The sequence below is a fragment of the Magnetospirillum fulvum genome, from assembly GCF_900108475.1.
Classification (GTDB): Bacteria; Pseudomonadota; Alphaproteobacteria; order Rhodospirillales; family Magnetospirillaceae; genus Phaeospirillum; species Phaeospirillum fulvum_A.
Genome location: NZ_FNWO01000004.1, coordinates 197,764 through 223,938, shown reverse-complemented (window position 1 = coordinate 223,938; position 26,175 = coordinate 197,764). Strand labels below are relative to the sequence as shown.

General features: G+C 62.8%; 20 protein-coding genes. 16 read left to right on the top strand and 4 right to left on the bottom strand.

Annotated features, from left to right (window positions below):
• The first annotated feature begins 13 nt into the window (after positions 1-13).
• From BLW40_RS06550 to BLW40_RS06540, 3 genes are all read left to right on the top strand, one after another.
• On the top strand, positions 14-796 hold the full coding sequence (locus tag BLW40_RS06550) for a type III pantothenate kinase (protein WP_074766729.1): 783 nt from the start codon (positions 14-16) through the stop codon (positions 794-796).
• The gene (locus BLW40_RS06545) at positions 793-2,454 is read left to right on the top strand and encodes a ribonuclease J (RefSeq protein WP_074766727.1); all 1,662 of its coding nucleotides are present in this window, start codon (positions 793-795) and stop codon (positions 2,452-2,454) included. Before BLW40_RS06550 ends, BLW40_RS06545 begins: the two co-directional genes overlap by 4 nt.
• A gap of 113 nt (positions 2,455-2,567) precedes the next feature.
• Positions 2,568-2,864 (top strand): hypothetical protein, encoded by a 297-nt coding sequence (locus BLW40_RS06540; RefSeq protein WP_139305522.1) that lies wholly within the window; start codon positions 2,568-2,570, stop codon positions 2,862-2,864.
• 22 nt (positions 2,865-2,886) lie between these two features.
• Here the strand turns inward: BLW40_RS06540 and BLW40_RS06535 are convergent, their stop codons facing one another.
• Complete coding sequence (locus BLW40_RS06535; RefSeq protein WP_074766722.1) at positions 2,887-3,711, bottom strand: hypothetical protein; 825 nt, start codon at positions 3,709-3,711, stop codon at positions 2,887-2,889.
• A 96-nt stretch (positions 3,712-3,807) separates the two neighbouring features.
• On the opposite strand from BLW40_RS06535, the gene BLW40_RS06530 reads away from it, so the two are divergent.
• The 4 genes from BLW40_RS06530 to BLW40_RS06515 all read left to right on the top strand — a co-directional run bounded on the left by BLW40_RS06530 (position 3,808) and on the right by BLW40_RS06515 (position 9,608).
• Positions 3,808-6,480 (top strand): bifunctional acetate--CoA ligase family protein/GNAT family N-acetyltransferase, encoded by a 2,673-nt coding sequence (locus BLW40_RS06530; protein ID WP_074766719.1) that lies wholly within the window; start codon positions 3,808-3,810, stop codon positions 6,478-6,480.
• Positions 6,481-6,606: 126 nt separating this feature from the next.
• Positions 6,607-8,466, top strand: coding sequence for a thiamine pyrophosphate-dependent enzyme (locus BLW40_RS06525; RefSeq protein WP_074766716.1), 1,860 nt, complete (start codon positions 6,607-6,609; stop codon positions 8,464-8,466).
• 14 nt (positions 8,467-8,480) lie between these two features.
• Positions 8,481-9,113: an indolepyruvate oxidoreductase subunit beta gene (locus tag BLW40_RS06520; protein ID WP_074766714.1), complete on the top strand. Its 633-nt coding sequence runs from the start codon at positions 8,481-8,483 to the stop codon at positions 9,111-9,113.
• A gap of 102 nt (positions 9,114-9,215) precedes the next feature.
• Positions 9,216-9,608: a response regulator gene (locus BLW40_RS06515; RefSeq protein ID WP_074766712.1), complete on the top strand. Its 393-nt coding sequence runs from the start codon at positions 9,216-9,218 to the stop codon at positions 9,606-9,608.
• Between the two features lie 61 nt (positions 9,609-9,669).
• Here the strand turns inward: BLW40_RS06515 and BLW40_RS06510 are convergent, their stop codons facing one another.
• The 3 genes from BLW40_RS06510 to BLW40_RS06500 are packed head-to-tail and all read right to left on the bottom strand — an operon-like array spanning position 9,670 to position 14,590.
• On the bottom strand, positions 9,670-11,112 hold the full coding sequence (locus tag BLW40_RS06510; RefSeq protein WP_139305521.1) for an undecaprenyl-phosphate glucose phosphotransferase: 1,443 nt from the start codon (positions 11,110-11,112) through the stop codon (positions 9,670-9,672).
• A gap of 40 nt (positions 11,113-11,152) precedes the next feature.
• Positions 11,153-13,543, bottom strand: coding sequence for a tetratricopeptide repeat protein (locus BLW40_RS06505; protein ID WP_074766708.1), 2,391 nt, complete (start codon positions 13,541-13,543; stop codon positions 11,153-11,155).
• A 60-nt stretch (positions 13,544-13,603) separates the two neighbouring features.
• A complete protein-coding gene (locus BLW40_RS06500) occupies positions 13,604-14,590 on the bottom strand; it encodes a response regulator (protein ID WP_074766706.1) in 987 nt (328 codons plus the stop codon).
• A 344-nt stretch (positions 14,591-14,934) separates the two neighbouring features.
• Here BLW40_RS06500 and BLW40_RS06495 point away from each other — a divergent pair, with 344 nt between their 5' ends.
• The 9 genes from BLW40_RS06495 to BLW40_RS06455 all read left to right on the top strand — a co-directional run bounded on the left by BLW40_RS06495 (position 14,935) and on the right by BLW40_RS06455 (position 26,158).
• Complete coding sequence (locus BLW40_RS06495; RefSeq protein WP_074766704.1) at positions 14,935-16,185, top strand: hypothetical protein; 1,251 nt, start codon at positions 14,935-14,937, stop codon at positions 16,183-16,185.
• Between the two features lie 252 nt (positions 16,186-16,437).
• Positions 16,438-17,070 carry a response regulator transcription factor gene (locus tag BLW40_RS06490; RefSeq protein ID WP_074766702.1) on the top strand — a complete coding sequence of 211 codons (633 nt, stop codon included), beginning with the start codon at positions 16,438-16,440 and terminating at the stop codon, positions 17,068-17,070.
• A gap of 404 nt (positions 17,071-17,474) precedes the next feature.
• Positions 17,475-19,595, top strand: coding sequence for an XrtA/PEP-CTERM system histidine kinase PrsK (gene prsK / locus BLW40_RS06485; protein WP_074766700.1), 2,121 nt, complete (start codon positions 17,475-17,477; stop codon positions 19,593-19,595).
• A complete protein-coding gene (gene prsR / locus BLW40_RS06480; RefSeq protein ID WP_074766698.1) occupies positions 19,573-20,949 on the top strand; it encodes a PEP-CTERM-box response regulator transcription factor in 1,377 nt (458 codons plus the stop codon). Before prsK ends, prsR begins: the two co-directional genes overlap by 23 nt.
• Positions 20,950-21,001: 52 nt before the next feature.
• On the top strand, positions 21,002-22,051 hold the full coding sequence (locus BLW40_RS06475) for a glycoside hydrolase family 5 protein (RefSeq protein WP_074766696.1): 1,050 nt from the start codon (positions 21,002-21,004) through the stop codon (positions 22,049-22,051).
• The gene (locus tag BLW40_RS06470) at positions 22,048-23,100 is read left to right on the top strand and encodes an acyltransferase family protein (RefSeq protein ID WP_083386664.1); all 1,053 of its coding nucleotides are present in this window, start codon (positions 22,048-22,050) and stop codon (positions 23,098-23,100) included. The genes BLW40_RS06475 and BLW40_RS06470 overlap by 4 nt, the downstream gene beginning before the upstream one ends.
• Positions 23,097-24,362 carry a hypothetical protein gene (locus BLW40_RS06465; protein WP_074766694.1) on the top strand — a complete coding sequence of 422 codons (1,266 nt, stop codon included), beginning with the start codon at positions 23,097-23,099 and terminating at the stop codon, positions 24,360-24,362. Before BLW40_RS06470 ends, BLW40_RS06465 begins: the two co-directional genes overlap by 4 nt.
• The gene (locus BLW40_RS06460; protein ID WP_074766693.1) at positions 24,355-25,401 is read left to right on the top strand and encodes an acyltransferase family protein; all 1,047 of its coding nucleotides are present in this window, start codon (positions 24,355-24,357) and stop codon (positions 25,399-25,401) included. Before BLW40_RS06465 ends, BLW40_RS06460 begins: the two co-directional genes overlap by 8 nt.
• A gap of 13 nt (positions 25,402-25,414) precedes the next feature.
• Positions 25,415-26,158 carry a WecB/TagA/CpsF family glycosyltransferase gene (locus BLW40_RS06455; protein WP_074766691.1) on the top strand — a complete coding sequence of 248 codons (744 nt, stop codon included), beginning with the start codon at positions 25,415-25,417 and terminating at the stop codon, positions 26,156-26,158.
• Positions 26,159-26,175: the final 17 nt, after the last annotated feature.

The following is a 26,175-nucleotide window of genomic DNA, read 5'->3' as shown; positions in this document are numbered from 1 at the left end:
GGAGACTGTTATCATGCTGTTGGCCATCGATTCGGGCAACACCAACATCGTATTCGCGGTGTTCGAAGGCGACCGTTTGCGCGGCGAGTGGCGCACCTCGACCAATACCGAGCGCACCGCCGACGAATTGGGGGTGTGGCTGACCCAGTTGCTGACGATCGAGGGCTTGCGACGCCAGGATATCGGCGCGGCGATCATCGCCAGCGTGGTTCCGGCGATGGTGTTCCATCTGAAGACTCTGTGCCGGCGCTATTTCAATTGCGAGCCGCTGGTGGTTGGCGACGAAGGGGTCGATCTCGGTCTGGCGATCCTGCTCGACCGGCCCGAGGAAGTCGGGGCCGACCGGCTGGTCAACGCCGTCGCCGCCCATCGCCGCTATGAGGGGCCGCTGATCGTGATCGATTTCGGCACCGCCACCACCTTCGACGTGATCGATGCCGTCGGCAATTATTGCGGCGGCGCGATCGCGCCGGGAATCAACCTGTCGCTGGAAGCGCTGCACATGGCTGCGGCCAAGCTGCCGCGCGTCGCTATCGGACGGCCGCGCCATGTGATCGGCAAGGCGACGGTGCCAGCGATGCAATCTGGAATTTTTTGGGGCTATGTCAGCCTGATAGAGGGATTGGTGCGGAGAATTAAGGACGAGTTTGGAACCGAGATGATGGTGGTGGCGACCGGCGGCCTCGCCCCGCTGTTCGCCGACGCCACCCCGGTGATCGGGGCGCTGGACGCCGATCTGACCCTGCGGGGGCTGTTGGAAATCCACCGCCGCAATGCCGCACCGGTTGCCCGATGACCTATTTCCCCGAGGGCAACGAGCTGTATTACCTGCCGCTGGGCGGGGCGGGCGAAATCGGGATGAACCTGTCGCTGTACGGCTATGACGGACAGTGGCTGATGGTCGATCTTGGCGTCACCTTCGGCGACGATTCGATGCCGATGGTCGATGTGGTGATGCCCGATCCGGCCTGGATCGAGGAACGACGCGACCATCTGGTCGGGTTGGTGCTGACCCATGGCCACGAGGATCATCTGGGCGCGATCCAGTATCTGTGGCCGCGCCTGCGCTGTCCGGTCTATGCCACCCCGTTCGCCGCCGCGATCCTGAAGGCCAAGCTGCACGAAGTCGGCTTGCAGGACATCGTGCCGATTACCGTGATTGCGCCGGGGGGTCGCTTCACCGCCGGGCCGTTCGCGGTCGAGATGATCCCGGTCACCCACTCGATTCCCGAAGCGCAATCGCTGGCGATCCGCACCCCGGCAGGCACCGTGGTCCATACCGGCGATTGGAAGTTCGATCCCGATCCCCAGGTCGGCCTGCCGACCGATTTCGACGCGCTGCGCCGGATCGGGCGCGAGGGAGTCCTGGCGATGGTCGGCGATTCGACCAACGTCTTCACCAAGGGCCATTCCGGTTCGGAATCCGAGGTGCGCGGCAGCCTGATCGAGCTGTTCGGCCGCTATCGCGGGCGGATCGCGGTGTCGTGCTTTGCCACCAACGTCGCCCGGCTGGAAAGCATCGCGATCGCCGCTGCCGCCAACGACCGCCATGTCGCCCTGGTCGGGCGCTCGTTGTGGCGGATCGAACGGGCCGCGCGCGAGACCGGCCACCTGACCGATCTGCCGCCATTCCTGACCGAGCACGATGCCGGATATCTGCCCAAGGACAAGGTGCTCTATCTCTGCACCGGCAGCCAGGGCGAGCCCCGCGCCGCGCTGGCCCGGATCGCCGCCGGGGACCATCCCCATGTCGTGCTGGGCAAGGGTGACGTCGCGATCTTCTCGTCGCGGATCATCCCCGGCAACGAAAAGGGCATCTTCCGGCTTCAGAACGACCTGATCCGCCTCGGCGTCGAAGTGGTGACCGACAAGGAAGCCTTTGTCCACGTTTCGGGCCATCCCGGCCGCGAAGAGGTCGAGGAGATGTACCGGCTGGTGCGTCCGCGCATCGCCGTGCCGGTCCATGGCGAAGCCCGCCACCAGCAGGAGCATGCCCGCCTCGCCGCCGAGATGGGGGCGGAGCAGACGGTCGAACTGTCCGACGGCGCGCTGTTGCGGCTGGCCCCCGGCCCGGCCGAGGTGATCGACCACATCCCCACCGGCCGCCTGTGCCTGGACGGGCCGCGTCTGGTCTCGCTCGATTCGGAAATCCTGCGCAACCGCCGCCGGATGGTGTTCAACGGCTCGGCGGTGGTGACGGTGGTGATCGACAAGACCGGCCGCCTGTTGGGCGATCCCCAATTGACCGCGCTCGGCCTGCTCGACGCCGCCCACGAGGCCGAGGAACACGCCACCGTGATCGAGGCGGTGGTTGCCGCGATCGAGGCCCTGCCAACCAAGGCCCGCCGCGACGATGCGGTGGTGCGCGAGGCGGCGCGGCTGGGGGTGCGCCGCTCGTTGCGCGACAGCCACGGCAAGAAGCCGATCACCGAGGTCCATCTGGTCCGGGTGTAGAAGCGGCACCGAGCGGCGGTGTCTTGATGATCTTTCAGACCCGCCGCCCGCATGCTAAACAGGCTGGCGCGCAAGACGACGACGCGCGCCCGACCTTGGCGGAGACCTCTTCGATGATTCGTGCCGGATATGCCCTGCCCCGCCGCTGGGCCGCCGCTTTGCTGGCCCTGACCGCCCTCGCCGGATTGTCCGCCTGCGCCGAGGTCACCCGCTTCGAGCGCAGCGACGGCACCAGCCTCTATTACATCAATTGCCGGGACGGGCTGAATTGGTTCGAAAGCTGCCGGACCGCCGCGATGCGGGTCTGCCCGAACGGCTATGCCAAAGCCGATGCCGAGCTCGGCCTGGTCGATAAACAGGCCGCCCAGCGCAAGAACCACCGGAACGACAGCTTCTTCGTCTGCAAATAAGCGCGGAGAGGTTCCGGTCCCCTCACCCCAGCGCCTTCAGCCCCAGCAGCAGCTTATCGACGCCCCGGAAGGCGGCGGCAAGCTCGACATGGGCCTCGCGCATCGCCACCGCGTCGGGGCAGGGATGGCCACCGATCCGGTTGGCCTGAAGCATCCGGAGCGCGGCGGCAAACGACTGTCCCTTGACGAAGGCGGCGACGTGATGGACCGCGCCGTAATGGACCGACAGATGACCGGCCAGTTTGTCGGGCAGCAGATAGAGCGAGCCTTGCGCCGCGCGCCAGCCGCAATCGAAATCGGCCAAGGCCGCGACTGCCGAGACGAACGACACCCCGGCTTCGGCGTTGGGCGGCGACGGCACCGCCGCGAAGGCCTGACGCCGCGCCTCCAGTTCGATCGCCAGTGTCGCGGCGATAGCGCGGCGGCGGCGGGACAGATCGCGGCCCTGAAGCGTCACCGCGACCGCCATCCCGATCAGACCGGCGATCAGCGCGCCGACCAGAAGCATCAGCCCCTGGAGCCACGCCGCCAGTGACGGCAGGGAGTCGGAGGACGAGGCGGAGGCTGACGCGGACGCGACCGGCTCGGTCGGCGGAGCAACCGGGACGGCCAGGGGGGGGGACGACGGCTTGGCCGCCTGCAAAGACGGAGCCGCCGGTTCGGCGGCGGCGGGGGCAACCGCCGGGACGGAACGCGGCGGCGCGGTTGGGGCGGCGCTATCCTCGGAGGACGGCGCGGCAAGGGGCGCGGTCAGCGGCTGCGACAGCACCGGTCCCCCTCCCTCTTCCGCCAATGCGGCGAAGGAAAGGACGGAGAAGGCCAGAACGAGGACAGCCACATTGCGCATTGGGACACCATCTAGCAGACTGAGACGAACGGCCGGATCAGCACCATAAACGATGGCGGCACGGGCGTGAAGGCCGGAAGGAAAGGGTTTTAGGACATGAGCCTCCGCAATCTGTCCCACCTGTTCGCCCCCGCATCGGTCGCGGTGATCGGAGCGTCCGACCGCCCGCTCTCGGCCGGGGCGGTGGTGATGCACAATCTGCTGACCGGCGGGTTCAAAGGCCCGATCATGCCGGTCAATTCCCATCAGAGGGCGGTGGCCGGAGTGCTGGCCTATCCCGATGTCGAATCCCTGCCGCTGGTGCCCGATCTTGCGGTGCTGTGCACCCCGGGCGCGGGCGTGCCGGACCTGATCGAACATCTGGGGCGGATCGGTACCCGCGCCGCGATCGTCATCGCCACCGATGTCGATCGCCCGGCGATGCTGGCCGCCGCCCGCCATTTCGGGGTGCGGGTTCTCGGCACCGGCAGTCTCGGCATTCTGGTGCCCCGAATCGGGCTGATGGCCAGCTTCTCGCACCTTCAGGCCCTGCCGGGCAAAGTGGCGCTGGTGTCGCAATCGGGCGAATTGTGCGGCGCGGTGCTAGATTGGGCGCGGCCACACGGGATCGGCTTTTCCCATTTCATCAGCCTGGGCGACGGCGACGACATTGATTTCGCCGACGTGCTCGATTATCTCGCCAACGACGACCAGACCCGGGCGATCCTGCTTTATATCGAACAGATCCGCCGCCGCGGCGATCTGGTCGCCGCCGCCCGCGCCGCCGCCCGCAACAAGCCGCTGCTGCTGGTGCGGGTGCCGGGGCATCTCGACATCCGCCGTCCCGGCGCGTTCCTGTCCGAGGCGCTGGCCAGCCCCGAGGAATGTTTCGACGCCGCCGTCCGCCGTTCGGGCGCGCTCAGGGTCGGCGATGTCGATGAATTGTTCGGCGCGGTCGAGACGCTGGCGCGGGCACGAACGGTGCCGGGCCACCGGCTGGCGGTGGTGTCGAACGGCGGCGGCATGGCGCGGATGGCCCAGGCCGAGATGGACGAGCCCGGCGGCCCCCGGCTGGCCGAGTTGTCCGAGGCGACCCGGGCCAAGCTGGCGGCGCTGCTGCCGAAGGGAACCGCGATCGGCAATCCGCTCGACCTTGGCCTTGATGCCGACGGCAAGCGCTATGGCGAGGCGGTCCGCACCCTGATCGAATCCGAAGAGGTCAATGCGGTGCTGGCGGTCCACGCCCCCAACGCGATGACCGAGCCGGTCGCCCCCGCCCAGGCGGTAATCGAGGCGCAGAAGCGCCAGCACGGCGCGGTGCTGACCGCCTGGGTCGGCGAGGAGGCGGTGGCTCCGGCCCGGCGATTGTTCGCCGAGGCCGGGTTGCCGACCTATGCCACCCCCGGCCAGGCGGTGCGAGCTTTCCGCCATCTGGTCCATTACCGCCGCAATCAGACGATGCTGATGGAGACGCCGCCGTCGCAATGGGAGGGCTTTGCCGAGGCGCGGATCGCCGCCCGCCCCATCGTCGAACGCGGCCTGTCGGCGCCTGAGGGGATGCTGATCGATTCCGAAGCCCGCGCCCTGCTCGCCGCCTATGGCATCCCGATCCAGGCGGCCGAACGCGCCGCCACCCCCGAAGACGCCGCCGCCGCCGCCGAACGGTTGGGCTTTCCGGTGTCCTTGACCCTCGACCGGCCCGATCTGGCCCGCAAGACCGAGGCGGGCGCGATCGCGCTCGGGCTCGACACCGCCGAGGCGGTGCGGACCGCCGCCTTGGCGATCCGCCGCCGCGTCGCCGCCGACAATCCCGAGGCCGAAAGCGCGGGCTTTACCGTCCAGCGCTCGCTCTACCGGCCCGAGGCCCGGTTGCTGATCGCCGGAATCGCCTGTGACCCGCTGTTCGGGCCAGTGATCGTGTTCGGCGAGGGCGGCCGCGCCGTCGAAGTGCCGCGCGACCATACCGTCGGCCTGCCGCCGCTGAACCTGCCGCTGGCGCGCAGCATGATCGGACGGACCCGGATCGCCCGGCTGCTGAAGGCGAGCGACACCCGCCCCGCCGCCGACCGCGACGCCGTTGCCGAGGTTCTAGTCCGGCTGTCGCGGATGCTGGCCGACAATCCCGAGATCGTCGCCTGCGACATCAACCCGCTGTTCGCCGACAACGAGGGGGTGGTGGCGCTTGATGCCCGGGTCCGGGTGCGGCCGTGGGAGGATAGCGACCTGCGCCGCTTCGCCATTCTGCCCTACCCGGCCGAGTTGGAAGAAAACGCGGTGATGAAGGACGGCACCCCGATCCTGCTGCGGCCGATCCGCCCCGAGGACGAACCCGCCCACGCCGAGTTGATCGCAAAGATGACACCGCAGGATTTGCGGATGCGCTTCTTCGGGCTGGTGCGGGAGGTCCAGCATTTCCAATTGGCCCGGATGACCCAGATTGATTACGAGCGCGAAATGGCCTTTATCGCCACCCGGACCGACGCCGATGGTCATCAGGAAACCCTGGGCGTCGTCCGCACCGTCGCCGATCCCGACAATCAGCGGGCCGAACTGGGCATCCTGGTCCGCTCGGACCTGAAGGGGACCGGGCTCGGCCACACCCTGCTCGACAAGATCATCCGCCACCAGCGGACACGGGGCACCGGCCAGATTTTCGCCCAGATCATGAGCGAAAACATGGCGATGCTGAAACTGGCCCGCCGCGCCGGATTCCGGCCTCACCCGTCCGGAGAGCATGAGGTGATCGAGTTAGTGCTCGACCTTCAGACCGGCCCGCCCGAAGCGTCGTAACCGCGACGCCGCCCTGCGCTCATTCCGCTTCCGGTTGGAAGGGCGGCAATGGTAGGCTCCGGCCCTTCCGGCTCCGGCCTTCGGCCCGATCCGGACTTCAGGGGACGTCTCGAAGGAGCTTTTTGCATGTCCGCCGCCGTCCAGGCACAGCCGCACGCCCGCCTTCTTCTGTCGGGGAACGACGCCATCGCTCGGGGCGTCTGGGAAGCCGGAGCGCGTATCGCTTCCGCTTATCCCGGTACCCCCTCGACCGAGATTCTTGAAAGTCTGGCGCTTTATCCCGACCTCTACGCCGAATGGTCGGTCAACGAGAAAGTCGCGCTGGAAGTCGCCATCGGCGGCTCGATGTCCGGAGCGCGGTCGTTCTGCGCGATGAAGCATGTCGGGCTCAACGTCGCCTCGGACGCGCTGATGACGATCACCGTCGCTGGCGTCGTCGGCGGACTGGTGATCGCCGTCGCCGACGATGTCGGGATGAGCTCGTCGCAGAACGAGCAGGATTCCCGCTATTGGGGCCGCTTCGCCCATCTGCCGATCCTGGAGCCCGCGGATTCCCAGGAAGCCTATGAGATGGTCAAGTACGCCTTCGAGCTGTCCGAGGCGTGCAACACTCCGGTCCTGCTCCGTCTGACCACCCGCGTCTGCCACGTCAAGGCGGTGGTCGAGGTCGGCGAGCGGGTCGTCCACGACATCACCGGCTTTGCCTCTGATCCGCGCCGCTGGGTGATGACCCCGGCCAACGCCAAGGGCCAGATCCCGGCCCAGATCGCCCGCGAAACCAAGCTGCTGGCCCTGGCCGAATCCTCGCCGTTGAACCGGATGGAAGACGGCAAGGACCGCCGCATCGGCTTTGTCACCTCCGGCCCGGCCTATATGCATGTGCGCGAGTGTTTCCCGGATTCGCCGGTGCTGAAGCTTGGCTTCACCTATCCGGTCCCGGTCGGACTGGTCGAAAAGATGGCGTCCCGCGTCGCCCATCTGGTGGTGGTCGAAGAGACCGAGCCGCTGATGGAAAACGAACTAAAGGCCGCCGGTCTGTCGCGCATCCACGGCAAGGATCTGTTGCCGCGCCTGGGCGAACTGACCCCCAACGTGCTGATCCCGGCGATCCACGGGCTGGTCGGCGAGCCGCTGCCCAAGGGCAGCGTCTATCCCAAGATCGACCCGTTCCCCCGCCCGCCGACGATGTGCCCGGCCTGTCCGCACATGGGGGTCTATTACTCGCTGTCCCGGCTGCGCAAGCAGGTGCAGATTTCCGGCGATATCGGCTGCTACACCCTGGGCGCCGGCCATCCGTGGAACGCGCTCGACACCACCATCTCGATGGGTGCCTCGATGGGCATCGCGCTCGGTATGGACAAGGCCCGCTCGGCAGAGACCAAGGACAAAAGCGTCGTCGCCGTGATCGGCGATTCGACCTTCCTGCACATGGGAATGCAGGGTCTGCTCGACATCGTCTATAACCGTGGCAACGTCACCGCGATCATCCTCGACAACCGCACCACCGGAATGACCGGCGGCCAGAACCATCCCGGCACCGGCAAAAGCCTGACCGGCGACGAGGCCCCCCGGATCGATTTCGCCAAGCTGGTCGAGGCGCTGGGCGTCGCTCCCGAACGCATCCGCACCGTCGATCCCTATCTGCTGCCGGTGGTCTACAAGACCATCAAGGAAGAGATCGCGGTCCCGGCCCCGTCGGTAATCATCACCACCCGCCCCTGCGTGCTGTCGGAATTCTTCGACCGCCAGCCGCCGCTGAAGGTGATCGACGAGAGCTGTACCGGCTGCGGCAATTGCATCAAGGTCGGCTGTCCGGCGATCACGGTCAAGCGCACCGAAACCCGGACCCGCGCCGACGGCTCGACCCACGACCTCAAATTCACCACCATCGACACCGCGATGTGCACCGGCTGCCGGATGTGCGTTGAATCGTGCGGGCCCAAGGCGATCGTCCCGGCCCAACCGACCGCGGTCGCGCAGCAATAAAGGGCGCTTCAGGCATGAATGACGTGATCACCAATATCCTGATCTGCGGCATCGGCGGCCAGGGCGTGATGACCGCCGCCGAGATTTTGGCTCAGGCGGCGATGGCCCAGGGATTCGACTGCAAGAAATCCGAAATCGCCGGAATGGCTCAGCGTGGCGGCGTCGTCACCAGCCATGTCCGCTTTGGCCGCAAGGTGTGGTCGCCGGTCATCACCCCCGGCACCGCCGATCTGCTGGTGGCGTTCGAGGTGGCCGAAGGCTCGCGCTGGGCCGACCATCTTCGCCCCGGCGGCACCGCGATGGTCAACACCATCCGGCTTGCCCCGCCGATCGTTTCGTCCGGGCTGTACAAATATCCGGCCGACCCGGTGGCGCAGATGCGCGCCGCTGGCGTGCCGGTGATCGAGGTCGATGCCGGAACCATCGCCCGCGAACTTGGCAATCTGCGTCTGGTCAACACGATCATGCTGGGCGCGATCGCCGACCACCTGCCCTTCCCCGCCACCGAGTTGGAGGAACAGATCGTCGGCCGCTTCCGCGAGCGCAAGCCCGCGATGGTCGAGGTCAACCAGCGCGCGTTCGAGGCGGGGCGACAGGCGTCGCAGCGTGGCAATGCCGACGTGTCGGCGCGGGCGGTCAATTCCTGATCGCCCGGTGTGGCTTGAGCAAAATCCTAGAGCCGATTCCATTTTAATGGAAAAGGCTCTAGGCTCTTGCGATCGCCCGTTTCTGGCCGCGAGGATGCCGAGATGACCGCCGCCCTCGACCGATTGAAAGTCCTGATCATCGACGATCAGGATTTCGTCCGCGCCATCATCCGCAAGATGTTGGGTCAGATCGGGATCGCCAGCGTGGTCGAGGCCCGTGACGGATCCTCTGGCCTCGACGTCACCGAGCGTGAACGCCCCGATCTGGTGATTTGCGACGTCCGGATGCGCCCGCTTGACGGTTTCGGCTTCGTCCGGTCGTTGCGCGCCCATCCCGACAATGCGGCGATTCCGGTGATCCTGCTGACCGCCCACACCGACGAAGCTACCCTGGCCCTCGCCGAAGACATCGGCGTTGATGCCTTTCTGGCCAAGCCGGTACTCGCCCCCGCCCTCAAGGACAAGATCGTCCAGGTCATCGCCACCCGGGGGTGATTCTCGCCCATCGGATTGAACGGGGCGCGGATCGTATCCGCCCCCGCTTTAAAAGAGTTGCCTAATATACGTTCTTTCCAGCAACAACCATAATTGTCCTAAACAATATCTCTACATCGAAGAATATCGACCAATTCTCCATGTAGAAGAGGTCGCATTCGACCCGACGCAATATCTTTTCTTCGGTGTCGGTCTCTCCGCGCCAGCCCCGGACCTGAGCCCAGCCGGTGATGCCCGGTTTGACTTTATGCCGCGCCGCATATTCGCGCACCACCTCCTCGAACAGGCGACCGGCGGCTTTGGTGTTGGTGGCGTGCGGACGGGGACCGACCAGCGACATGTCGCCGCTCAGAACATTCAGTAATTGCGGCAGTTCGTCGAGGCTGGTCCGCCGCAACACCGCGCCGACCCGGGTAATCCGCGGATCGCGACGGGTGGTTTGCGTGTCGCAGTTGGCGTCGCTGGCCTCGTGATACATCGAGCGGAACTTGAAGATTCCGATCAGGTTATTGTTGTAGCCGAAGCGATTCTGGCGAAACAGAATCGGTCCGCGACTATCGAGCTTGATCGCGATCGCGCACAGCAGCATCAGCGGAGACGCGATCACCAGGGCCAAGCTGCCGAAAACCAGATCCTCGACCCGTTTCAACAACGCCCCCCAACCGCTGATCGGCTTGGAATAGACGTCGAACACGGGAACGCCGCCCAGACGACCGAAGCCGCGATCAAGGAAATGATGCCCGATCACGTCGGGAGCCAGCCGAATGTTGGCCGGAATCGACCGCAACTGACTGAGGATATCCAGAAGCCGGGTCTCGGCCCCCCAGGGAAGCGCGATCAATATCTCATCGACCCGGTTCTGGCGGGAATAAGCGACAAGGTCATCGACGGTGCCCAGGATTCCGGGAGCAAACGGCAGTTCCGGCGCGCGGCCGACCCGGTCGTCGAACACCCCGATAATGTGAACCCAGGGCTCCTTGCGCCGCTCCAATGCCGAAATCAGGCGGCTGCCGGGCTCGCCAGCCCCGATGATCGCCACCGTCCGGGCGATCATCCCCCGGCGCGCCCCCTCCACCAGCACCTTGTACAGCACCACCCGGATGCCGCACATCAGCAAGATGCCCCAGGCCACGGTGTTGAGCGGCGCCTCGAACGGCCACCAGAAATCCTCGGTCAGGTCGGCCGCCCAAAGGCCGATCCATTCCAGCAGGGCAACGGCGCTGCTGTTGAACAACAGACGACTGATCTGCGACACGGGGTTGCCGATCTGCTGGCGGCTATAGCCCCCCGACGCGACCATCAAATAGAGCGTGCTGACGACAAAAACCGCGTCGGTGAGCTTCCAGACCTTGGCAGGCATCCCCGGATAGTCGGATGCCTGCTGGTACGACAGGTGGAAGAACACCGCCATCAGCACGATGTCGGCCAGCGCCGTGATGACGACGATCGACACGCTGGTAAACGACGCCCCCCGGTAGGTGGCGATGACGGGAGGGCTATCCACGCTTATCTGCTCTCTCACGTTCACCGGATCTCTTCCCCGCTCAGAGAGTCTTGATTAGCTGTTTGGCATTTTCGATTCCGGGATAGGGGCCGTTCCCCTCCAAAGCCTTGCTGAGATGAGTCTTCGCCTCGGCCTTGCGATCGGCCCCGAGCAGGATCATCGCGAGGTGGTAATGAACCTGCGGCGGCAGCGCTTCGGCACTCATCAACCGATTCGCCAGAACCAGCGCCTTGCCCTGATCGCCTTTGCGGAAATAGACCCAGGCCAGCGTATCGAGCTGCATGGGATTGGACGATCCCTGGAACCGCTCGGCGAGTTGGCGCGCCCGCTCCATCGCCGCCGGGTCGTTGGACTTGTAATCGGCGATCAGTTCGGCCGCATTGTTGGCGGCAAGGTCAAGCCCGGGGTTGCGCGCCAGAAGATCCTCGTAAATCGCAAGAGCTTCCTGGTGCCGCCCTTCGACGCTGTAGATATCGGCGAGCAAGATCGACAACGGCACGGAGGACGGCACGGCCACGGTTCCGCGCCGGGCGATCTCGATCGCGGCCTCGACCTTGCGATCAAGCAGATAGAGGCGGGCACGGTCGATATAGGGCTCGGCCCGCACCGGATTCTGGGCCAGGGCCCGATCGAACTCGGTCGCCGCCTTGTCGCGCAGACCGCGCTGAAGGTAAATCTCGCCCAGAACGGTGGCGACGAACGGGCTTTCGGTCCGAAGCGTATCGATGAAGTGCGATGCGGCCTCCAGCCGGTTCTGGCGGGCATAGACCCCGACCAGCGCGGTCAACGCATGTTCCGCCAACGGCGTGTCGGGATCGGCGCTCACCACGCCGGAGAACTGGCGAATGGCATCGTCGAGGCGGTCTTGGGCGGCCAGAGCCTCGCCGCGCAGATACTGGGCGGTCAGCCGCTGGCCGTCGAGCGCTTCAAGCCGGTCGATCGCCGCGATGGCGCCAGCGATATCCTTCTGCGACAGTTTGACCCGCGCCAGACTTTCCCAGGCGACGGCGAAGGTCGGATGCGCCCGGGTGACTTGGCCCAGGATGTCGAGGGCCCGAGCGGAATCGGCATTGACGTTGTAGAGTTGGGCGAGGCGGACCCGTGGCGTCGGGTCGAGCGGCGCGGTCTCGACCAGATGGGCCAGGGTGTCGATCGCCAGGTCGATCCGCCCCTGCATCAGCAATGCTTCCGACAGCAGGTTCAGCGCGTCCCTGTCCTTGGCCTGCTCGCGCAAAATGGCGCGCAAATCCGACACCGCGCTCTGGTACTGCCCCTTGTCGAACGCCATCCCGGCCCGCAACAGCAGGGCCTGGCGGTTGGTCGGCGCCTTGTCGAGCACGGCCGCGACGAGACGTTCGGCCAGGGCACGGTCGCCGCGGGCAAAGCTGATCCGGGCGAGCGACGCGCGCGCGGTCAAACCCGGGGTCTGGAACTCGTTACGCGCCACGATCTGCTGCAACAGATCGACGCCTCGGTCGATCGCTCCGTGCTTGATATAGAGATCGGCCAACCAGAAATACAGTTCGTCCTTCTTCGGGGCCTGAGCGAGATACTGGCGCACCTCTTTCTCGGCGATATCGAGACCGCGATTTTCGCTGAGAAAAACGACCAGCCGCTGCTTCAGAGGCCAATCGCCTTCGGGATCGGTGATCCCGCTCCGTAAGGCTCCCTCCGCCGCATCGATCTGCCCCTTCTTCAAATAGAGATCGACGAGATCGAGCCGATAGCGGACCTCAGCGGGCCGCAACTGAAACAGCGTGCGATAGGCTTCCTCGACTTTAGGAAACTCGTCGAGCCGCAGGAACAAGGCAATTTTCAGTTGTTGCAACGAGGGGTCGTTCGGATGTCTACCGATCCCCTCCTCCAGAATCGCCCCTGCCTTCGCCCCATCCCCTTGAGCGGCGTAAAGACCGGTCAGAACCGAGATGGCCGTGATGTTGCCTGGGTCTTTGGCCAAAGCGGCGCGCGCTTCGGCTTCGCAGCGCTCGGACTCTTTGTAGCGAAGCAAAAGAGCTGCCCGCAAGGCGTGCGCCTCGACATTGTCCGGATCCTTGGCCTGAACATCGTTGATGCGGGTTTCCGCCTCGCCATACTGCTCGGCGGCAATATAATACTGCGCCAGCTTGAGACGGGCCGGACCAAAGGACGCGTCCTGACTTTCGGCGGAGGCAAAAGCGGCAAAGGCGTTGCGCAGATCGCCCTGGGCCTCGTCGATCAGACCCAGGCGATAGCGCACGTCGGGATCGGTCGGTTTGATCCGCGCCGCGTTCTTGAACTCGATCCGCGCCTTGTCGAACTCCCCCCGGGCGAACAGGTCGGTGCCCCGCCGCAGATACTTCGCTTCCCGATCCGCAGCATCGTCGCACGCCGCAAGAGGAACGCAGAACAGCAGGAAGGCGGCGGCAAGCTGCGTCGCTCTGATCTTCGTCATGGTGGGAAATCCCATCGATTACGAGGTTACGAGGATTGGGCGGAGATACGAGATCGGGGGTCAAATCGGCTTGGAGGCGGAGCCATCGGGCTGATGACATCGAGTGTCGTCGGACAACGCTCCCGGTCCAGAGACCGTATCGACAATGTCTTGCATCAATTGAACCGCCGAACGCTCGACGGTAACGGCCCGGCGGATCGCCTGCGACACCTTGGAGAGCAGTTCGACGTCGGTGGCTGCGCCCGACGTGCTGCCGCCCGACCGCACCAGACGGTCGCTCAGCGACACCAAGATGTTGGCGAGCTCGCCCAATTGCGGCGACGCGGTGGCGGGTATCCGGGCACGAAAGCCGCTGGCGGTGTGCGCGAGAAGATTGAGCTGATCTCCGAAAGCCCCGTCGTTTCCCCGTCCCTGGAAGGCGGCGTGGGCCGCGCCCGAGAGCCGTTCGAGGGTACGGGCATGGGCCTCGACCTGACGGTCTTCCAAATCGAAGCTCGCCACATCGACCAGCCGCTGCACCGCCGAATCGTCCATCCGTCGCGCAACCTTGCAATGCAGTGTGTTGGGGACCTGGATCAGACCGGATGGATCGGCGGCATCGCGCTCGGCCGACCGTCGGCTCGGCCCGACGAAATCGATGCTGGTGGCGAACGGCTTGCGCGACCGAACAAAGCGCTCGATGCTGCCGAGCAGACGGTCCTGCGACACCGGCTTACGCAGCAGATCGTCGATGCCGACATCAATCAGACGGCTGACCGTGTCACGGGTCGCGTCGGCAATCGCGGCAATCACAATCACAAAGGGATTACGTCCCTGGCGGTCGCGCCGAATTCCGCTCGTCACGTCGAGCAGGGCGTCACCCGCCGTATCGACGTCGTAGAGCAGCAGGTCGATCAGGCTATCGTCGAGAAAGCGCATCATCGTCGCGACATCGTTGCATGACCGGACGTTGCCGATCCCGAATGCCCGGAGAGCCTCTTTAAGAGAAAGAGTCTGGCTCGGGTCATCGCATACCACCAGCCGCACTGTCTCATAGGCCGTCCCCATCGGAGCCCCCTCCATCGATAACACGCGACCATTGCAATGATCTCGACCTTCCCTTTAAGCAAGAATCAGACCACAGACCGCCTTCTGCCGGATTTGCTTCACCCACCGCCACTCCCTCACCCAAAGGTGTAAAGATCCCTGACAGTAGAACATTTTTCAGGGCGCGAATGGTGCAATTTGTCAGGGATATTTACATCACGGGTTTCCCCGATGAGGCGGAAGGGCGGAAATCCCGGAATGATGGCGTCTGGCATCATACTTGCGTGTGATGGGAGGGAGAGGACACCGAAACTCCGCCCGCCGCGGATTTTTCAACCACGATACGTCACAATATGGAGGGGCATATGAGAAACCCGTTTTCTTGCTTAAGGCTGTCCGCCGCCGCGCTGGTTGTCGCGATGGTAACGGCCTTGAGCGGAACCGCGCAGGCGGTCACGATTAACTTCGCCGAGTTAAGCCTTGGCGGCGACGGCTTCCAATCGACCTTCGACGGCTCGCTGTCCACCTCTGCGGGCATTTATTTGCTGACCAGCTCAAACGTCTTTGTGGACGATTTGGGGGTGAGTTTCCCGGCCGTGGATGGCGCCCTGCCCTACAACCTGGGGGCGGTCAACACATTTGACGCCGTCTACACTTTCACCCTCCCCTTCAGCGCCAATACCAGCGTGGCGATCCAGTTCAACACCAATGAACTCCAGATCACCAACGTATCCCTGAAGTCGGGCACCACCAGCATCGGCCTGAGCAACTCCAGCGGCACCGGCGACATCACCTTGGCCGCCGCCAACCTGTTGGGGGGAACCTACAGCCTGTATTACACCGTGACGGCCGGTCCCGGCTTTAACGGCGCGGACGGGGCGAGCTTCTCCGGCACAGTGTCGGCGGTGCCTTTGCCCGGTGCGGCGCTCTTGTTCGGCTCGTCGCTGCTCGGCCTCGGCTTCATCGGTCGGCGCCGTCAGCGCAATATCGCCCGAGGGGCTGCCCGCGTCGGCGGTCTCGGCGTTCTCGCCATCGTTCTGATGATCGGCTTGTCGGCTTCGGCCAAGGCGGCAAGCTTTAGCGATGTCCTCATCCTGAACCAGGGGAACACGCTTCCCGACTCGACCACCCTGCTGAAGTTCGCAGGGACCGTCGGCCCCAACGCGAGTTCGATATCGGGCCGTTATGTCTCCGATATCTTCACCTCCACCAAGCAGGGGACGGTCACGAAGAGCACCGGCGGCAGCACCACGAGCTTCGACCTGAAGTTCAAGCTGGCGCAGACGTCCAATCTGGTGGTGACCCTGACCGACAACATCTCGGGCAGTGTCACCAATGGGCTGATTTACGACACGATTCTGCTGAACGGCATCGCGGGCACGATCCTTTCTAGCCCCAATCCCAACAACACCCTGGTCGTCAGCTTTTCCAATCTGGTCGCCAACACCCTGTACGATCTGGTTGTGACGGCGGCCAACAACACCCTCATCCGCAACGTGCAGGTCAGCGCCGCGGTGTCGCCGGTTCCGATTCCCGGTGCCGTCGTCCTGTTCGGCTCCGCCCTGCTCGGGCTCGGTGCTTATGGTCGGTTCAACCGCGCCAAGAAGGTCGGCTGAGTTGACCCTTGGGGATCGCGTGAAGGCGCCTGGCGCTCTCAGGCGCCTTTTGCTATTACCGAAAAGATGTATTTCAACTTATACATATACGCCTACTTAGCATCATTTTTAAACCTTAAGACGAAATTACCGCTGAGAAAACGGCGCCTCCGCACTATACTTGTGTGTGTGCCAAAAAGAATGCGGAGGGGACCGCTCTTGGGGAGCGCTCCGCACCCTTCATCGGGTCTGCGAACGCAAGGGGGAGACAGAATGGTGGCGGGACAACAACGCATCCGAATCAAGGGCAACACGGTGCTGATCGCCGATCCGCACCCGTTCTTTCGGATGGGGCTGCGTGCGATGCTGCGGACCTTCGCCCCGACGCCATATGTGCGCGAGGCGGATTCGTCCGGGGCCGCATTGTTGGCATTGCGGCAGGAATCGTTCGATCTCGTCCTGCTTGACCTCAGCTTTGCTCAAGCCGAGCCGGAGCGACTGCGCGATAGTCTTGATGCCTCTGGCACCCCTCCGGTGATCGCCTTTGGCGACTCCCCCAATCGCGCGCTCAAGAGTCTGGATCAGGTGTTTGGCGCCGTGGCGCTCTTCTCCCGCGTCGAACAGGCCCAGACCGTGCGAATGGCGGTAGAGAATGTGCTCGGCCCCTCCGACGCGGGGCAACCGCTTTCGCGGCGCGACCCCGTCATCGATGGCGACGCCCAGGTCGGCCTGACCGAACGACAGCGAGAGGTGCATCAATTGATGCTGAAGGGCCTTCCCAACAAGGAGATTGCCCGGCGCCTCGGCCTGTCGCCAAATACGGTCAAGGTCCATATGACAATCATCTTCAAGAAACTCGGCATCGCGTCTCGCTATCAAGCACTAGCGCCACACAACATGCTCTAGTGAAACGTAAAATATCGCACGCATTATAGTCAGAGACAGATAATACGTATCTGCCGGATTATAAAATGTAACAATTTATGATGTAGCGCTACTTAAGATTTAAACACTCTGACACAGAGCGGCGCAGGAGGTGAATGCCTTCGCATGCCTAATCCATCAAGGCTATATTCGCAATTTATCGCGAATTGTACCCTTTCTCGGTCGCCTTCGGTGGAGGGAGCGAACACCTTCCCAGGGAGTTTTGATCGTTGCCGCCAAAATCAGGAAACCAGAATGGTCAGGGTCTGCGGGACGGTCCAAATCGGAGCATGGCTCCGACACCCCTAAACCGCCGATTAGCGATTGAGCGACGAATTTTTGCCGTGTCGATCCCCGCCCACTTTGTGACGTGAAGGGGAGCGGCGATGGACTGGAGCGTTACGATCGGCCTGCCGATCGACAAGATCGAGTTGTTTGGCAACGCCCTGTGCGCGGCGTTGTTTTTGTGCATTGCCGCCGCCGCCGCGTTGAGCGCCTCGATGGGACGCGGCCGCTTCTTTCTCGCCTTCGGCTGCGCCTGCACCGCCGTCTCTGCCACCGGCACGACGACACACCTCGATTTTGCCTTCGCCCTGCCGCTGGAAACCGCACGCAATTGGGCGTTCCTTCTGTTCTTCGCCAGCCAAGTGCCGATCGAACGGTTGCTGCCGTCACACCTCGCCCGACAGATATCCCCCGTGCTGGGATTTCCGCTCGCCATTATCCCGGCCGCGATGGTCGGGGTCTTGATGTCGTTCGCGGACACAACAACCACCCTGATTTTGTTCAATCTTTGGCAGGTCGCGGTCGATATTCTGATTCTGCTGATGCTGGAAAACCTGCTGCGGAACACCAAGCCGGCGCCAACTCGCGGCCAACGTCTGGTGATGCTGGGGATTGGGGGGCTCGCGGTATTTGACCTGATGTTCTGCGTTTCCGGCCTGACCTACGGCAATGTCCCGTCCCTGTTCGTTATCGCCAGGGGATACATCCTGTTCACGCTCGGTCTGCCGCTCGCCTTCGCCACCCTGTTGGTCCGCGGTTGGGGCAGCAATTTTCAGATGTCTCGGTACGCGGTGTTCCATTCAACCGCTCTGGTTGGCGGCGGCTTCTATCTGATCAGCACCTCGGTGGCGGGCGAGGTGCTGCGCAACCAGACCGGCAATTGGGGACTGACTCTCGAAATTGCCTTCATCACCACCGCGACAATCGTGCTGATGATCCTCATTCAGTCGGCTTCGTTTCGCGCTCAGATGATGGTGTTCATCTCGAAGCATTTTTTCCGGCTGAAGTACGATTATCGCGAGGTCTGGTTGGCTTTCATCCGCAAGATGGCCGGCCCCGACGAAAGCCAAAACCTGCACGAACGGACATTGCGGGCGGTGGCGGAATCGGTCGCGTGCCGCTCGGGCGTTTTGTGGAGTTACCAGGATGCGATCGATGCCTTCACTCCGGTCGTCCGCTGGAACATTGAGGGCGACCTGCCGGTCATTCCGGCCGACGATCCGCTGATGGGCTTCATCGTCCGCACCGGCTGGATCATCGATATCGACGAATGCCTGCGCTATCCCGAGATTTATGACGGACTGCCCCTTCCCCCCTGGTTCGCTACCCAGCGCGACCAATGGATCATCGTGCCGCTGATCCATAACAGGGTGTTGGAAGGGCTGATCGTTGCCGGTCATCCCCCCACCGCCCCGTCGGCCCTCGGCTGGGAAGATTTCGATCTGCTGAAGACCGTCGGCGCTCAGGCCGCTGGCTACCTTGCCGAAGAGCGGGCATCGCGAGCGCTGAACGATGCCCGACGCCTGGCCGAGTTCAACCGCCGCTTCACGTTCGTCGTTCATGATATCAAGAACGTCGTCAGTCAGATGTCTCTGATGCTGGAAAATTCCCACTCCTTCGGCCACGACCCGGCGTTCCAGAGCGACATGTTGCTGACCGCGGCAAGCTCGGTCGATCGGTTGCGTGGCATGCTGGCCCAACTCGGGCAGGAAGGATCTCGACGCCCCGAGCCCGTCTTGCAGCCAACCTTTCTCGGCTCGTTCGCCGCGCAGGTGGTGGAGCGCTGGCGGAAGTCCTACCCCCGCCTCCAACTGATCGATTCGGCCGAACCGGTCCTGGTCGATGCTTGGCGCGAAAAGCTGTCCTCGGTGATGGACCACCTCGTACAGAATGCCATCGACGCCGCCGGACCGGATGGCTCGGTGTCGATCGTCATCCGCCCCGGCCACAGCGACGGAATCATCGAGATCGTCGATGACGGACCGGGCATGAGCCAGGATTTCGTTCGCAACCATTTATTCCGTCCGTTCGAAACCAGAAAACTCAACGGTTCCGGCATTGGCGCGTTCCAGGCGTTGCGGATGATGAACGACATGGGGGGGCGTCTCGACGTCGAGAGCCGACCCGGGGCCGGGACAACGATGCGTATTCGCCTGAAGTGCTGCGAGGTTCCCGCTTCGCCCAATCAAGAGGACCGGAATGGCCGAAGATTCTCCGCGTAGGCCTAGGATCCTCATCGTCGAGGACGACCCTGGTCTACGCACGCAATTGCGCTGGACATTGGCCGATTACGATCTTCTGCTTGCCGAGGACCGCGCCTCGGCGATCACCCTGTTCCGGCGCGAAGAACCGCCGCTGGTGATCCTTGACCTCGGCTTGCCGCCCGACCGCGACAATGCCAGCGAGGGACTGGCGACCTTGCGCGAGATTCGCGCCCTGCACCCCATCACGAAAGTGATCGTTGCCACCGGGAACCAGGAGCGCAAGAACGCCCTCGAAGCGATCAGCATCGGTGCCTACGATTTCTATTCCAAGCCAGTCGAACCCGACGTGATCAAAGTGATCATTGAGCGGGCCTGGAACAGTTATCAACTCGAGGAAGAGATCACCCATCTGCGCGACGGGTTGCAGGGAGGCAAGGAATTCGTCGGCCTCGTCACCGCCGCACCCGAGATGTTAAAGGTGGTGAACCTCGCCCAGCGGGTCGCCCGCTCCGACGTCGGCGTCCTGATTACCGGCGAGAGCGGTACCGGCAAGGACGTGCTCGCCCGCGCCATCCACAGTTGGAGCGCCCGGAACGACAAGCCGTTTGTCGCGCTCAATTGCGCGGCAATCCCCGAAACCTTGCTGGAAAGCGAGTTGTTCGGCCACGAGAAGGGGGCCTTCACCGGAGCGGTCGCCCGGGTGCACGGCAAGATCGAACTGGCCGATGGCGGTACCTTATTTCTCGACGAAATCGGCGACATGCCGCTGCCCCTTCAGGCCAAGCTGCTGCGCTTTCTCCAGGACAAAGTGGTCGAACGGATCGGCGGGCGCAAATTGCTTTCCGTCAACGTCCGGATCATCGCCGCAACCAACAAAGACCTCGTCACAATGATGCGCGAGGGCGGATTCCGCGAGGATCTTTATTACCGGCTCAACGAGATGGGCCTCATCGTTCCGCCGTTACGAGAACGGCCCGGCGATGCGGTGCTGATCGCCATTTATCTGCTCAAGAAACTGAGTGCCGCTTTCGAGGCACCGCCGAAAGGCTTCACCCGAGACGCCTTGGCCCGCATCTCCTCCTATTCCTGGCCGGGCAACGTCCGCGAACTGGAGAACCGGATCAAGCGCGGCCTCGTCCTAGCCGATCAAGGCTATATCACCCCCGAGGATCTCGACTTGCCGGAACAGGGCGAGACACGCGACGTGCTCCCCACCCTGCGTCAGGTGCGCGAGGAAGCGGAACGCCGCATGTTGAGCCGGACCCTGGCCCTGACCGACAACAACATCCAGGAGGCGTCGAAAATCCTCGGCGTCAGTCGCCCGACCCTCTACGCCCTGATGAAGGCACTCCGGATCAAACGGAGGGCGTGATAGATTCGATGGTCCGCATACTGCACCGCTACCGCACGGAAAGGATATTACAATGCGGACGGCTCGATATTGCATACTTCGCCTTTGTATCGCCGCGTTGCTCTCCTCCTGCCTATGCGTGTCGGCGCTCGCCGCCGACAGTGCGGTATCTCAACACCTCACCGGGGTCAATCTGCCGAATGCCGGCTTCGGTCATAAGGTTGTCCCTGGCAAGCATGGGACCAACTACCTGTGGCCGACCCCGCAGGACGTGGACATGTACGCCGACATTGGCGCCAACGTCCTGCGCATCGCCTTCCTGTGGGAACGGATGCAACCGGTCCTCTCCGGCCCTCTCGCCAAAGACGAGTTGGAACGGCTGGACGCTTTGGTCGCACGCGGCGCAACCCGGCACGTAACGATTCTGCTCGACGTCCACAACTACGGTTCCTTCAACAAGATTGCGATCGGAACCGGCAACGTGCCGAGCGCCGCCTTCTCCGACCTCTGGAGTCGCCTCGCCTCCCATTACCGCAACGCCCCCAACGTCGCCTTCGGCTTGATGAACGAACCCTTTAAGCACAAAGCGGCGGAGTGGGCACCGATCGCCCAAGAGGCGATCCTCGCTATCCGCAAATCTGGTGCGCGGCAGCTCATTCTGGTACCGGGGACGCGTTGGTCGAGTGCTTACTCTTGGCTCAATAAAGACGGCGATCTCTCCAATGGCGAGGCTCTGGCGAACATTGAAGACCCGGCGAACAACTTCATTTTCGAAGCACACCAGTATTTCGATTCCAACTCGTCTGGAACCCAACCTAGTTGCGTCAGCGAGGATATCGGGGTGAAGCGCCTCTCGGCTTTCACTGAATGGCTAAGACAGAATGGAAAACAGGCGTTTCTCGGAGAATTTGGGGCCTCCAAAGATCCTCTGTGCTTGGAGGCATTGAGCCGCACCCTCGCCTTTCTGCGCGATAATGGCGACGTTTGGCGAGGATGGACATACTGGGCCGCTGCGCCATGGTTTGGCGACTACATGTTCAACATCTACCCCCCCGACCCGGTACGATATCCCCAGGTTCCCGTCTTGATGGGAGCGATGCGGGATAGGGAGAAGATGCGGTGAGCACGTCCGACGAGCGGAGTCACATCGCCCCTCTCGACGGGTTGCGTGGTGCCGCCGCCTGCGTGGTGTTCTTCTCGCATTTTCAGCTCTTCGGCCTGATGCAGAATCGCGACGGAGCCTTCCTCGGCGGCACCGGTGTCGCCGTGTTCTTCACCTTGAGCGGGTTCCTAATGTCCTACCTCTACCTGAGCCGGACATTCTCCTTCTCCTCGGCCTGCTCTTATGCGGTTAGCCGCTTCGCCCGTATTGCCCCGGTCTACCTCTTCGTGGTGTGCGCTTCCTATGCGATCTGCGCCACTTTCGACCCACAATTCATCTATGCCATCGACAACCACAATCTCCTCCGCCACCTCCTCTTCCTCGGCAACGTCAGCGTACTGTGGAGCATCCCACCAGAGGTGCAGTTCTACGTCTTTTTCCTCCTCCTTTGGTGGGCAACGACACAGTTGGCACAGCGGGTATTCTGGCCCGCTGCCTTCGTCGCCGGGCTCACCGTTCTGATGCTCACGGTGTCTCAGCAGGTTCCTGGCACCACGCTACCCTCCAAGTTGAGCTTCTTCCTGCTCGGCACCCTCGTCGGGCTGATCCGTTCCCGCCACCCGTACCTGCACCTCTCCCCCGTCGTCCTTGGCGGACTGCAATTCGCGGCCCTCGTCCTCCTCATCGTCTTCGGATACAGGCTGTTCAATCACGAGGCGATGTTCGCATCACCTCTCTACATTTTACTTAGCGCGGTAACGGTGTTGCTACTCTCCTACGGGGGCGGCCTCGGAGACATTCTCCTCGGCAATCCGATGATGCGTACCCTTGGAACCTGGAGCTTCTCCCTCTACCTGCTGCACGCGCCGGTGTTGCAGGCCGCCGAGCGTTTGGTGCATGAAGGAGAACTCAGCCAAATCGCGGCGATAGCGGGCAGCGTCGTCGTCGTACTGGCCATTTCTTTCGCGTCGTATTCTCTCATCGAAAAGCCATGCCAGTTCGCCTTGCGCAGCCTCGCCGGACGCCTGACTCGCGCCTTCCGCCACCAGACGGAGGAACCGGCGGGATGACCGCGCAGCATTCTCTCTCCCGGGAACATACGCTTCCCGCCCCCGAAACGGCGGAACGGAAGGACTCGCTAATCCCTCCCTTTCTCCTCGCCGCCGCGGTCTTCTACAATGCGTGCCTCGCCTTCATCAACGCCCACGGACTCGTCTTCGGCATGGTCCATGTGGCAGTATGCGAGGCACTCATCCTGCTCGCTGCAACGGGATTCGTAATTTCCCGTTTCCACCGAATGCCCGCGAAAAAGCACCTTATCGTGGCTTCATTCGCGTTTTACCTGGCACTCGGCCTGTGGGTCTCCCTCGCCAACGGCACGGTATTCCTGCATACGGCCCGCAACTTCGCGATCATCAGCCTGTTCTTCCTCGTCGGCACTCAGTCATCTCCAGCGCAGATGATCCGGACTTTTTCCGTGGTCGCGGCAGCTACCGTTTCCGTGATGTTGGTGGAGGGGTTTCTCCCGCAAGTTTACGTCTGGCTGTTCCAGCCCGCCGAGTATTTCTCCAATACGCGAGGCATCGAAGCCCTCGCCACCGATTCCTCGGGTCTCTTCCGCAATTCCCTGGGATTCGCAGGGCGATTCTCCTTCGGGTTATTCGACCAACGCCGATTGTCATCGGTTTTCATGGAACAGGTCTCGCTCGCCAACTTCTCGATGGTTTTGTGTATTCTCGCGATCACCTGGTGGAACGACATCAATTCGAGGAGGCGAATAATTTTTGCCGGAACCGTGCTGTTCATGGTGGTCAGCAACAGCAGTCGCACCAGTATAGCCCTTTGCCTTCTGATGGTACTTGGCTACACAGCCTTTCCCCGCCTGCCCCGCAGCGGCTACATGCTGGTGATGCCCTTGGTTCTGGCAGCCGCCACGATCATGTTCATCGCGCAAGGCGGCAGCGGAAGTCACCTCACCGACGACATGTCGGGACGCATCGGCCATACTATAAATTTATTGCTCAATATGGACCTGAGTGACTTCGTGATAGGGAATATACCGCGCATAGCCAAAACAGGGGACTCGGGATATGCGTTTATTGTATATGCCTCAACTATATTCGGACTCCTATATTTCTGGATTTTTCTTTCTACGGTACTTCCAAGCGCTGGAGCAGAGGCTCGCCGCTTCTCATATGCTCTCCTCTTCTACATTTCAATCAACTTGCTGGTCGGTGCGGCGATATTCTCGATCAAAGTGAACGCACCGCTCTGGATGATCGCCGGATGCCTTGCCGCGCGTGAATCGACCCGGAAAAGCCAGCATGACTGATACTGGCAAGGATTCCCTCGCCTCCGATTTTGCAAAGAGTTTCGGCATCGTTCTCGTCGTGCTTGGGCACGTGCTGCGCGGACTTCAAAAGGCAGGAATCCTGCCCGCTGGAAATATTTTGAACGAAGTCGATTCGGCAATATACCTTTTTCATATGCCTCTTTTTTTCTATCTGTCTGGTTTATTCTTCCTAATCACTTTCGACAAGATCGGCTACTTCGGTATGCTAAGACGATCGACTCTGACAATTCTTGCACCGCTGGCCATATGGTCCTATCTGCAGACTGGTCTGCAATATGCCTTTCCCGGTGGAGCCAATCGTCAGATTTCATTGTACGATTTTTTAACTGCGCCTTTTCCGCCGCAGCAGCAATTCTGGTTTCTTGGGGTTCTTTTTCTCGTCATGACCGTCGTGGGAATTCCGGCCGCAGCGGGGAGAAGGAAATGGCTCTTCCGTGCCATGTGTGCCGCTTCTCTCGCCTTCGCCATCGCCGCCCATGACCAGATCAAGACGGCCCTGATTGAAACGAGTTACACCTTCTTAGCCGCACAGTTCGCAGTGAATCTTCCTTTTTTCCTGCTCGGGATCTGCGTCGGCTCTGTCTCGCCACGGGGATTGCACAGCCCCGCCTCTCTCTGGTTCGCCGGGTTCGCCGCCGCCATCGCCACCGCATCGTTGCTGCCGCCCACCGCTATGGTCCGGCCGTTGCTTGCGATCTGTGCCGTGCTCGCGATACATGGCTGCTGCCTCGCCTGGGCGGAGTGCATCACCCGAACCGGATGGACGCGTTTTTCCCGGATCGCCGCGTTCATAGGCATGAACAGCATGATCATCTATCTTGCGCATGTGATTTTTGCCGCCGGATTTCGCAGCACACTGCTGCAGTTCGGCATCGACGATGCTACGGCGCATATCCTGCTGGGCACGGTTGTCGGCGTTGCCGCACCACTTGCCCTGCTCCCCGCCGGAACACGACTGCAAAACCGCTTCCCCCGGCTTGCCCGCGCCATGCTGCCGGTGCGACTCAATCGGACGTAACCGGAGGAACGCCATGTCCAATTCTTTATTTAACCTATTAAATCACCTTAGCATTCTCCACTCAGAATCTGAAAAAACCGTATTCCTCGAAGGTCTGCGCGAGCTTGATCGGCCCGTCGTGATCTCCTTCCTTAATGCACATGCCTTCAACCTTGCAGCCAGGGATGCAGTATTCCGAACACATCTGATGCATGCCGACATCCTCTTCCGCGACGGCATCGGCTCCGCCCTGTTACTAAAACTTCAGGGGGAAAATGCCGGGATCAATCTCAACGGAACCGATCTCATCCCCGAGATCCTGCGCGCCCTACCTGGGCAGCCGGTGGCCCTCTGCGGCACGCGCGAACCCTGGCTTTCACGCGCGGCGGAGGTTATTGAGGCGGCAGGCAACCCGGTGGTGCTCCGCCTCGACGGCTTTCAGGATCGCACCGAAAGCCTCGAAGCCCTCGCGCACAGTCATGCCGCGATATTCATCCTCGCCATGGGAATGCCACACCAGGAGGCACTGGCCGCGCAGCTTGCGGTTCGCCTTTCGGGTCCGGCTGTGATTCTCAACGGCGGGGCGATCCTCGACTTCATGGCGCTGCGTTTCCCGCGCGCGCCGCACGCTTTGCGCCGCCTGCACCTGGAATGGCTATTCCGGCTGCTGCAAGAACCCTCACGGATGTGGCAACGCTACCTGCTCGGCGGTGTAGCCTTCGTCTGGCGAGCCCTGTGGTTCAGGGTGTTTCATGGACCGTTGAGGAAAGGAGACTAAAACGGAAATCGTGCATG